The following is a 9,294-nucleotide window of genomic DNA, read 5'->3' on the forward strand; positions in this document are numbered from 1 at the left end:
TACAACATCGACTTTAGCTCTTTTTGTTCAAGCAAAACAGGGCATACGAGAACTGCGCTTGTCACGTGGGCTCTGACATGTGTATAAGACACAGCGCACGCCCCCCGGCCCCCCGCCCGAAAGGGTGGTGGAGGTGCTCGGGTATGATCCGCTGGCGCCCGCGTCGCCGTACCAGGACGCCTGCGAGCCGGCGGCCGCTCCGCCGCGCACCGCCGCGACGTCCTGAGGGCCGCTGTAGCGCCCTGTTCCGTCGGGAATGGGCCGTGCTCTTTCGGACGGACCTTCGCGCTTTCAGACGGGAATGCGGCTGGTGGCCCCTCGTTCGGTGCCTATATTGAGAGCCGTTGGTCATCCACCGTCGCTCGCCGTCAGCAATCGCACCCGAACCAGGTCAGGTCGCGAAGCCCACGATGCGAAAGAACTTCATCCTCGACACGAATGTCCTCCTCCATGACCCCCGCAGCATCTACGGGTTCAAGGACAACAACGTCATCATCCCCATCTACGTCATCGAGGAGATTGATCAGTTCAAGCGCGATCTCTCCGAGCTGGGGCGCAATGCGCGACTGGTGGCGCGCTACCTGGACTCCTTCCGCGCGGAAGGCTCCCTGAAGGAAGGCGTCCCGCTGCCGCACGGCGGGATGCTCCGCGTGGCCTTCACCGACCGTTCGCTGCCGTCCTCCATGGCGGACGGCAACCTGGTGGACAACCGCATCCTCGCGGTGGCCCTGGACATGATGGAGACCGAGCCGGACACCCAGGCCGTCTTCATCACCAAGGACACCAACCTGCGCATCCGCGCCGACGCCCTGGGCCTGTCCGCCCAGGACTTCGACACGGAGCGCGTGGAGATCACCGACCTCTACACCGGCTTCACGGAGCTGCTCGTCCCCACGGAGATGGTGGATCAGCTCTACAAGCCCGGCGGCGAGGTGGAGGTGCCGGCCCAGGACCGGCTCTTTCCCAACCAGCTGGTGCTGCTCAAGGACGAGCTCAACCCGTCCCACACCGCCATGGCCCGCTTCAACGGCGCCAAGGCGCGGCTGGTGCCGCTGGCGCGCAGCAGCAAGGAAGGCACCTGGGGCATCCGGCCGCGCAACATGGAGCAGGCCTTCTGCCTGGACCTGCTGCTCAACGACGAGATCAAGCTCGTCACGATTGTCGGCAAGGCGGGCACGGGCAAGACGCTGCTCGCCATCGCCGCGGGCCTGCAGAAGGTGACGGAGGAGGGGCTGTACCACAAGCTGCTGGTCAGCCGTCCCATCTTCCCCCTGGGCCGGGACATCGGCTACCTGCCGGGCAGCGTCGAGGAGAAGCTCAACCCCTGGATGCAGCCCATTTTCGACAACGTCGAGTTCCTCATGAACCTGAGCCGCGCGGACAAGAAGGCCGGGCGCGGCCACCATGAGCTCATCGACCTGGGGCTGATGGAGATCGAACCGCTCACGTACATCCGCGGGCGCAGCATCCCCAACCAGTTCATCATCGTGGACGAGGCGCAGAACCTCACGCCACACGAGGTGAAGACCATCCTCACCCGCGTGGGCGACAACACGAAGATCATCCTCACCGGCGACCCGTTCCAGATCGACAATCCGTACGTGGACTCGACGAACAACGGGCTCGTGCACGTGGTCAACCGCTTCAAGAACGAGAAGATCGCCGGCCACATCACCATGGCCAAGGGCGAGCGCAGCATGCTGGCCGAGTTGGCGGCCAACCTGCTGTGAGGCGCCCGAAGCCCGTGCCTGCTAGAGACAAGCCATGACCCAGGACGGCACCGACAAGCCCGACACCCCCGGCGAGGAGAAGAAGCCCCTCGTCGAGTACCCCTCCGTCTACGAGTACAAGGTGATGGGCAAGGCGACGGTCGAGGAGACGCCCGAGTTCGAGGAGCACGTGCGCTCGCTCTTCCGGCGGAAGATGGGGATGGAGGTGTCCCCGGACTCCATCCACGTGCAGCACAGCCGCAAGGGGAAGTTCGTGTCCCTGAGCGTGTCCGTGCTGCTGCTCTCCGAGGAGCAGCGCCGGGGCATCTACGAGGCGCTGCACCAGGATCCGCGCATCGTCTACTACCTGTGAAGCAGGCGGTGCGCGGGCGGATGCCCCAGGGGGCCCGGGGCCCGCCGGCGGCTGGAAGTCCGGCCAGGGTGCGTATATGAGGGTGGAATGAGTCCCGCCGAGCACTTCCCGCTGTACCACCCGCCGGGGGCGCAGCGCGCGTTCGGATCAGACGACGCCACGCGCCGCTTCGCCAAGGTGGCCCAGCTCGAACCGGGCTCGCGCGTGCTGGTGCTCGGCTGTGGTCCGGAGGGCGGCGCCGCCGTGCTGCTGGCCCAGGAGCTGAAGTGCTCCGTGGTGGCCGTGGACACGGAGGAGGCCCTGGTGTCCCCCGTGCGCGAGCGCGTGCGCTCCCAGGGCCTGTCGGACCGCATCGAGGTGCGCCGCGTGGCGCCGGACGCGCTGGGCATGCTGGACGGCCCCTTCCACGGCATCCTCGTGCCGGGGCGCGTGCACTACCCGCTGGACGTGTCGCTGCGCGTGTTCCGCCCGCTGTTGGGCAAGCGCGGCCGCGTGGGCTTCACCTTCCCGGCGCGCGTGGGCCGCTTCACGCCCAAGCCCGTGCTGGACTTCTGGGAGAAGCGCCTGGGCGCGCCGCTGCTGCTGCCGCGCGAGCTGCTCCAGGCGCTGGAGACCGCCGGCTTCGAGCCGGAGTCCGTGGAGTCGCTGCACGACACGGAGCTGGACGCGCTCTACAAGGACATGGAGGCGCACCTGCCGGAAGGGGCCTCGCCGGAGAGCGCTGGCTTCCGCGAGGAGCTGGCCCTGCACCGCGAGCACAACCAGCGGCCGGGCGTCAGCTACGCGTTCGCCGTGGGACGGCGCAAGGAGCCGGGTGAGAAGCCCCCGGCGTCGCGCGATCGCGGCTGAAAGCAGCAGGGGGCTTGAAGCGTGGGGGAGGGCCCGGAGGCTTCCGGACCCTTCAACCGCTGGGACCTACTGCACGCCGTTGAAGTCGAGCAGCTCGATGGACTCGGGCGCCACGGACAGCGTGACCTGCTCGCGGTAGCCGGCCGCGTCGCCGCCGACCTGGAAGGGCATGGGGCGCGCGAAGCGGATGGTGACCTCGCGGGCGTGGAAGTCGTGCAGGCCTTCCGGAGCCCAGCGGCCGTTCCACAGGCGGGGCAGGTTCGCCAGCACCTGCGTGGGCGACACCTGTCCCAGGCGCAGCTGCAGGAAGCCCCGGCGATCATTCGCGTGGGGGAACATGCGGAAGCCGTAGCCGTAGAAGGGCATGGTGCCCGCGGCGGCCATCATCAGCTTGCCCCGGAAGAGCACCGAGCCCGGCGCCAGCGGCCCGCCCACGGCCTGGCCTTCCGCGCCCAGCCGGTAGGCCTCCGACGGGCCATTGACGACTTCGCACTCCACCAGCACGGAGCTGGTGAGGTAGTGCGGCACCGTCTTGAAGGCCACCGCGGAGAAGTAGCCGCCACCGCCGGACATGACCCGCTTGAGCATGCCCTTGCCCAGCGACTCCTTCACGGAGATGTAGTCGTTGAGCACCTTGCCATCCACGCCCAGGCCCGCGAAGGGCGCGCGCTGGCCGTCCACCTGCACCAGGTCCATGGTGCGCACGCCGGGCACTTCCGCCGCGCGGGCGCGCACCACGTCGTTGAGGATGCCGTCGCCCCGGGTGCTGGACGCGTTGACGAACGCCGCGATGCCATTGCCCGTGCCCAGCTTGAGGATGCCGAAGCGCGGCGCGGCCTGGCCGGCGAACTTCCCGCGCGGGCCCACCTGCTGCAGCACCTCGTTGACGAAGCCCATGAAGGTGCCGTCGCCGCCGCCCGTGAAGACGGTGGGGTAGCCCCGCTCCAGCACCGTCTGCGCGATGCGGCGCGCGTCCAGCGGCGAGCGCGACAGGAACAGGTCCTCTTCTGGCACCACGTGCGACAGCAGCTTGACGACCCGGGCATCCACCTTGCGGGCGTTCGCGTTCAGCAGCACCGCGACCTTCGGTTCGGCGGACGGCTGCGCCGCGGGCGAGCGGCGGAAGTCCGTGGAACGGAGGGGCTGAACCAGCATGGACGACTCCAGAGGGGCGGGGAGCGGTATGACAGCGATGACGCGGTTCGGACTGTGCACTTTTCTCGCCAACCCCTGACGCGAGGCGTTAGCCAGGCGCCCTGATGGAATTTCGAGGGGTTGAACGGTCCGCTGGTGTCCAAAATGCCCGCCCGGTTGCTACCGCGGGGTGACGGCGGTGTAGAGCGCGTTACGCACCCGTGGCGCCCGGATGGCGTTCCTGTGACGCGGCGCCTCCTGCTTGGGCAAGGGGGCCTGCGCACTGCGCTACGCAGCGGCCGTCATCACCTTTGCGCTGGGTGCCCGGGCCTACGGGGAAACCCGTCCTCGCGTTTGACACACCGGGGGGGGTGGTTACGTTGGGCATACATCGGGATTTCGCAGGAAAAACGCAGTTATTTCCAGAGGATGGGAACCGTGGGCAAGATTATCGGAATCGACCTGGGCACCACGAACAGCGTGGTGGCGATCATGGAGGGTCGCGAGCCCAAGGTCATCGTCAACGAAGAGGGAGCCCCCACCACGCCTTCGGTGGTCGCCTTCACGAAGGACGGGGAGCGCCTGGTCGGCCAGGTGGCGAAGCGCCAGGCCATCACCAACCCGGAGCAGACCGTCTACTCGGTGAAGCGCTTCATGGGCCGCCGTTTCGAGGAGACGACCGAGGAAGCGAAGCTCGTCCCCTACAAGGTGGCCCGGGGCCCCAACGGCGACGCGCGCGTGGACATCGCGGGCAAGCAGTACAGCGCGCCGGAGATCAGCGCGCAGGTGCTGCTGAAGCTCAAGCGCGCCGCGGAGAACTACCTGGGTGAGAAGGTGACGGAGGCGGTCATCACCGTCCCCGCGTACTTCAACGACGCCCAGCGCCAGGCCACCAAGGACGCCGGTGAGATCGCCGGCCTCACGGTGCGCCGCATCGTGAACGAGCCCACCGCCGCCGCGCTCGCGTACGGCATGGACAAGAAGAAGGATGAGAAGATCGCCGTCTACGACTTCGGCGGCGGCACCTTCGACGTGTCCATCCTGGAGGTGGGTGAGAGCGTCGTGGACGTGCTCGCGACCAACGGCGACACGCACCTGGGCGGCGACAACATCGACCTGGAGATCATGAACTGGCTGATCAGCGAGTTCAAGAAGGACACCGGGCTCGACGTCAGCAAGGACAAGATGGTCATCCAGCGCCTGAAGGAGGCGGCGGAGAAGGCCAAGATCGAGCTGTCCAGCGCGATGCAGACGGACATCAACCTGCCGTTCCTCACGGCGGATGCGTCCGGTCCGAAGCACCTGAACGTGAAGCTCACGCGCGCCAAGTTCGAGCAGATGATTGGCCCGCTGGTGGAGCGTTCGCTGGAGCCGTGCCGCAAGTGCCTCAAGGACGCGGGCCTGGAGCCCAAGGACCTCAACGAGGTCGTGCTCGTGGGCGGGACCACGCGCATCCCCATGGTGCAGGAGGCGGTGAAGCGGCTGTTCGGCAAGGAGCCGAACCGCACGGTGAACCCGGACGAGGTCGTGGCGGTGGGCGCCGCGGTGCAGGCGGGCGTGCTCTCCGGCGAGGTGAAGGACATCCTCCTGCTGGACGTGACGCCGCTGTCGCTGGGCGTGGAGACGCTGGGCGGCGTGATGACGAAGCTCATCGAGCGCAACACGACCATCCCCACGCGCAAGTCGGAGACCTTCTCCACGGCGGCGGACGGCCAGACGCAGGTGGAGATCCACGTGCTGCAGGGTGAGCGCGAGATGGCGGGCGACAACCGCAGCCTCGGCCGCTTCCACCTGACGGGCATGCCCCCGGCGCCGCGCGGCGTGCCGCAGATCGAGGTGACGTTCGACATCGACGCGAACGGCATCCTCAACGTGAGCGCGAAGGACAAGGCGACCGGCAAGGAGCAGAAGGTCACCATCAGCCACTCGTCCGGTCTGTCGAAGGACGAAGTGGAGAAGATGGTCACCGACGCGCGCAGCAACGAGGCCGCCGACAAGGCGCGCCGCGAGCTGGTCGAGGTGAAGAACCAGGCGGAGAGCCAGGCCTACGCCGCGGAGAAGATGGTCAAGGAGAACAAGGACAAGCTCACCCCCGACGTGGCGAAGGCCATCGAGGACGGTGTCGCGGAGCTCAACAAGGTCCGCGAGGGGCAGGACAAGGACGCCATCAAGGCGGCCCTCGAGAAGCTCCAGCAGGCCAGCTACAAGGCGGCGGAGGAGATGTACCGCGCCACCGGCGGCGCGCCGGGTGCCACGCCTCCTCCGGGCGCCGAGCCCTCCGCGGCTCCGGGCTCCAGCGCCCAGCCGTCCGCGAAGGACGACGTGGTGGACGCCGAGTTCCGCCAGTCGTAAGGCCGTGAGCCACCCGCCGCCTGGCGGGGGCTGAAGTCCGAGGGCCGGTGCTCCGACGAGGGGCGCCGGCCTTCGTCTTTTCGGACGGGTGTGCCGGAAGCGGGATGAGGGCTAAGGATCAACCCCGCGATTTCACGCGGGCGCGGGTGGCGAAGGCACTGCAAGGGGCGGGCGGGTTCCTCGCTGTCCCGCACCAAGGTGTCCGCCCATGTCCCGCATCGACTCGCTGCTGTCCGCCGTCCTCCCGGACGTCGCCGCCCCCGACGTCACATCCCTTCCCTCGGCCACGCGCTCGGAGGCGCCTTCACGGACGACGGCCGCTCCGGCCAACTCCGTGGAGGTGTTTCGGGGCGCCGGTGCGCCGGCCGCGAGTCCCGCGCGGGCAGCGCAGGTGGCGCCCCGGACGCGGGAGGGCAATGGCTTCGACTTCGGCGTGGGGGGCGCGTTCCCGCCGAAGCCCACGGGCTCCCTGCAGGAGCAGGTGAAGCAGGGGGCACGGCTGATGGAGCAGACCCAGGCCGCGGCCTTCAGCGTGACGTTCGAGCAGGGGCCCGCGATGGATGCCTACGCGCGCAAGCAGCTGGGGCACCTGGACCCGAGCCCGCCCATCGCGGGCGCGCCCACGGCGCTCACGGACTACACGAGCACCATCCCCGGCGTGTCCGCGAAGGCGGCCTTCGAGGCCTTCGTCAGCAACCCGGAGCTGCTCTTCGGCGCGGCGGGCATCTCACTGCGCCCGGCGGCGAGCGCGCTGACGGACGGCGCCCGGCTGTTCCTGGAGGAGCAGGGGCCGCCGCCAGTGTGGGCGCCCATCACGGTGAAGCTCAACGAGACGGAGCGCGTCGTCCACATCACCACCCTGGACGGACACCCGCTGCGGGGCACCAACCAGTTCGTCTTCGACGACGACGGCAGCGGAGGCACGCGCATCCGACAGTACTCTGCATTCCAGGGCAGCTCTCCGGCGACGTCGGTGGGCCTCGTGCTGATGGATCCTATTGAACGGCAGCACGACATCTGGCGCAGCGTGCACGGACAACTGCATGAGATGCTCAAGCCGCGTTGACATACTGGGCCCTGGGGGAGGTGACGCATGACGACGCTCCAGACGACACCGCCGGGACATGACGTGGTCCTCTACGACAGCCACTGCCGCGTGTGCAGTGGCGCCGCGCGGGAGATGCGCAAGCTGGTGGGGGGGCAGGGCACGCAGCTGCTCTCGTTCCGTGACGAGGGTGTCCTGGACGCCTTCCCGGGCGTGAGCTTCGAGCGCTGCGAGAAGGCCATGCAGCTCATCCAGGCGGATGGCCGGGTCCTGGAGGGAGCGGAGGCCATCGTCCGCGCGCTGGGCCGGCGGCCATTGGGGCGGCTGCTCTACGTGTACTACGTCCCGGGCTTAAAGCAGCTGGCGGACGCGGTGTATGGGGTGGTGGCCCGCTACCGCTTCCGCATCGCGGGTCGCGACTGCCCCGACGGGGCCTGCGCGGTGCACTTCAAATAGGGGGAGGGGCGCGGGTAGCATGCGGCCTTCCCCGCATTCTCCTGGCTCCTTCGTGACTTCGCCTCCTCCGAACCTGCAGGCCGCCCAGTCCTTTCGCCGCTTCTTCGGGGAGCTGCGGGAGACGTACCTGGAGCGCGAAACGCTGTTCACGCAGATTGAGCTGGCGCTGCTCTGCCGCGAGCACGTGCTGGTGGTGGGGCCGCCCGGGACGGCGAAGAGCGCGGTCGCCAGCGCCGTCCTGGGGCGCATCACCGACGAGGTGTCCGGGCTGCCGTCGCTGTTCTCCAAGCAGATCGCGGAGACGACGCTGCAGACGGACCTCATCGGCCCGGTGGACTTCAAGGTACTCACGGAGACCGGCCGCACCGAGTACCTCACCGACGAGGGCATGCTGGGGTCGGTGCACGCGTTCCTGGACGAGGTCTTCGACGGCCGGGACATGTTGCTGCGCTCCATCCTCAACGTGATGTACGAGCGGGAGCTGAAGCACGGCCGCAAGGTGACGACCGGCCGCACCGAGTGCGTGGTGATGACGAGCAACCGGTACCTCACGGAGGTGCTCGCGCGCTCGCCGGAGCTGCTCCTGGCCTTCGCGGACCGGTTGAGCTTCATCAGCTTCGTGCCCAAGGCCTTCGCCCGGAGGGAGAGCCGGGCCGCCATGCTGCACCGCTTCGTGCACGGGACGCGGCCGGACCTGCGCGCCACGCTGACGCTCCAGCAGCTGGACCTGCTCCAGGACGCGGTGGCCCAGGTGAAGGTGCCCGGCCACGTGCTGGAGGGCGTGGAGATGCTGACGGACGCGCTGGAGCGCGCGCTCGTGGCGCAGGTGTCGAAGCTGCCGGACTACGTGCCCACGAAGTACTTCTCCCAGCGCTCGGTGGTGAAGGCGCTCTGGACGCTGAAGGCGGCGGTGGTGCGCGATCAGATCTACCGCCGTCCGGACCGGCCGCTCGAGGCGACGGTGGAGGACCTGGACGCGCTGCGCTGGTTCTTCCTGCTGGGCGGACCGCCCGCGGCGGAGGCGGACGCGCTGCTCAAGGCGGCGGTGGACCCGCGCGAGCGGGCGCAGCTGGAGATCGTCCGGTTGGAGCAGCGCACCTTCGACGAGGTGCTGGGCAAGGTGCGCCAGGAGCTGGGCGGCGGCGTGGAGCGCGAGGCGACGACGCTCGCGGCCGCGGATGACGTGAACGCGGCGGAGGGCTTGAGCCGCAACTGGCAGGCGGGGGTGGTGTCGAGCACCGCTCGCGGCGTGCTGGGCAAGCTGGTGCCCGGACCGCGCCACGGCCAGAACCGGGCTCCGCTGCTGGTGGCGGCGCGCGCGCTGGTGGCGGCACTGGAGCAGCGGCTGTCGCGGGGCATGACGGTGGGGCAGGGGG

The 9,294-nt window shown here is 68.9% G+C and carries 9 protein-coding genes; 8 read left to right on the plus strand and 1 reads right to left on the minus strand.

Going from position 1 to position 9,294, the window contains the following annotated elements:
- The first annotated feature begins 79 nt into the window (after positions 1 to 79).
- From D7W79_RS33260 to D7W79_RS33275, 4 genes are all read left to right on the plus strand, one after another.
- The gene (locus D7W79_RS33260; protein WP_208729903.1) at positions 80 to 226 is read left to right on the plus strand and encodes a hypothetical protein; all 147 of its coding nucleotides are present in this window, start codon (positions 80 to 82) and stop codon (positions 224 to 226) included.
- A gap of 184 nt (positions 227 to 410) precedes the next feature.
- Positions 411 to 1,730 carry a PhoH family protein gene (locus D7W79_RS33265; RefSeq protein ID WP_120529377.1) on the plus strand — a complete coding sequence of 440 codons (1,320 nt, stop codon included), beginning with the start codon at positions 411 to 413 and terminating at the stop codon, positions 1,728 to 1,730.
- Between the two features lie 34 nt (positions 1,731 to 1,764).
- The gene (locus tag D7W79_RS33270; protein WP_120529378.1) at positions 1,765 to 2,082 is read left to right on the plus strand and encodes an HP0495 family protein; all 318 of its coding nucleotides are present in this window, start codon (positions 1,765 to 1,767) and stop codon (positions 2,080 to 2,082) included.
- Positions 2,083 to 2,169: 87 nt separating this feature from the next.
- Positions 2,170 to 2,931 (plus strand): SAM-dependent methyltransferase, encoded by a 762-nt coding sequence (locus D7W79_RS33275; RefSeq protein ID WP_120529379.1) that lies wholly within the window; start codon positions 2,170 to 2,172, stop codon positions 2,929 to 2,931.
- Positions 2,932 to 2,997: 66 nt separating this feature from the next.
- Here D7W79_RS33275 and D7W79_RS33280 read toward each other — a convergent pair whose 3' ends face one another.
- Entirely contained in the window at positions 2,998 to 4,086 is a 1,089-nt protein-coding gene (locus D7W79_RS33280; protein ID WP_120529380.1) for a diacylglycerol/lipid kinase family protein, read from the minus strand.
- A gap of 417 nt (positions 4,087 to 4,503) precedes the next feature.
- Between D7W79_RS33280 and dnaK the strand changes: the two genes are divergently transcribed.
- From dnaK to D7W79_RS33300, 4 genes are all read left to right on the plus strand, one after another.
- Complete coding sequence (gene dnaK, locus D7W79_RS33285; RefSeq protein WP_120529383.1) at positions 4,504 to 6,417, plus strand: molecular chaperone DnaK; 1,914 nt, start codon at positions 4,504 to 4,506, stop codon at positions 6,415 to 6,417.
- A gap of 208 nt (positions 6,418 to 6,625) precedes the next feature.
- Positions 6,626 to 7,483 carry a hypothetical protein gene (locus D7W79_RS33290; RefSeq protein WP_120529381.1) on the plus strand — a complete coding sequence of 286 codons (858 nt, stop codon included), beginning with the start codon at positions 6,626 to 6,628 and terminating at the stop codon, positions 7,481 to 7,483.
- 27 nt (positions 7,484 to 7,510) lie between these two features.
- Complete coding sequence (locus D7W79_RS33295) at positions 7,511 to 7,918, plus strand: thiol-disulfide oxidoreductase DCC family protein (protein ID WP_120529382.1); 408 nt, start codon at positions 7,511 to 7,513, stop codon at positions 7,916 to 7,918.
- Positions 7,919 to 7,970: 52 nt separating this feature from the next.
- Positions 7,971 to 9,294: AAA family ATPase (locus D7W79_RS33300; protein WP_158617112.1), on the plus strand; the 1,324-nt coding region annotated here is incomplete at its 3' end.

Origin of the sequence: Corallococcus exercitus, assembly GCF_003611585.1 — a bacterium.
GTDB lineage: Bacteria > Myxococcota > Myxococcia > Myxococcales > Myxococcaceae > Corallococcus > Corallococcus exercitus.

Excerpts from the sequence above, each read along its gene's own strand:
- D7W79_RS33275 (WP_120529379.1), top strand. The coding sequence starts at position 2,170 with ATGAGTCCCGCCGAGCACTTCCCGCTGTACCACCCGCCGGGGGCGCAG.
- D7W79_RS33280 (WP_120529380.1), bottom strand. The coding sequence starts at position 4,086 with ATGCTGGTTCAGCCCCTCCGTTCCACGGACTTCCGCCGCTCGCCCGCG.
- D7W79_RS33265 (WP_120529377.1), top strand. The coding sequence starts at position 411 with ATGCGAAAGAACTTCATCCTCGACACGAATGTCCTCCTCCATGACCCC.
- D7W79_RS33295 (WP_120529382.1), top strand. The coding sequence starts at position 7,511 with ATGACGACGCTCCAGACGACACCGCCGGGACATGACGTGGTCCTCTAC.
- D7W79_RS33290 (WP_120529381.1), top strand. The coding sequence starts at position 6,626 with ATGTCCCGCATCGACTCGCTGCTGTCCGCCGTCCTCCCGGACGTCGCC.
- D7W79_RS33270 (WP_120529378.1), top strand. The coding sequence starts at position 1,765 with ATGACCCAGGACGGCACCGACAAGCCCGACACCCCCGGCGAGGAGAAG.